1 protein-coding gene is annotated in these 219 nt (G+C 60.7%); it reads left to right on the top strand.

What is annotated here, in order from left to right; all coding sequences use genetic code 11:
- Positions 1-219: DUF559 domain-containing protein (locus BN358_RS25335; RefSeq protein ID WP_157593307.1), on the top strand; the 219-nt coding region annotated here is incomplete at its 5' end.

Here is a 219-nt window from a genome sequence, read left to right as displayed (position 1 = left end):
CTTCGCGTGCGGCCCGACTTCGTCTACACGGACAAGCGTTGTGCCATCTTCATTGACGGCCCTGTTCACGATCGTGGTGACGTGTCCGAGCGCGATGCCGCCGCCGAAGAGCGACTCCTCGACAAGGGCTGGAACGTGATCCGGTTCAGGTACGGCGAAGACTGGCATGCTCTGTTCCACCGCTACATCGATGTCTTCGGAGAAGGACGCCGCAGATGA

This window comes from Sedimentibacter sp. B4 (genome assembly GCF_000309315.1).
Classification (GTDB): Bacteria; Bacillota; Clostridia; order Tissierellales; family Sedimentibacteraceae; genus Sedimentibacter; species Sedimentibacter saalensis.
Note: the sequence above shows the minus strand (reverse complement) of the source record. Positions and strands in the feature narration are given on the sequence as shown.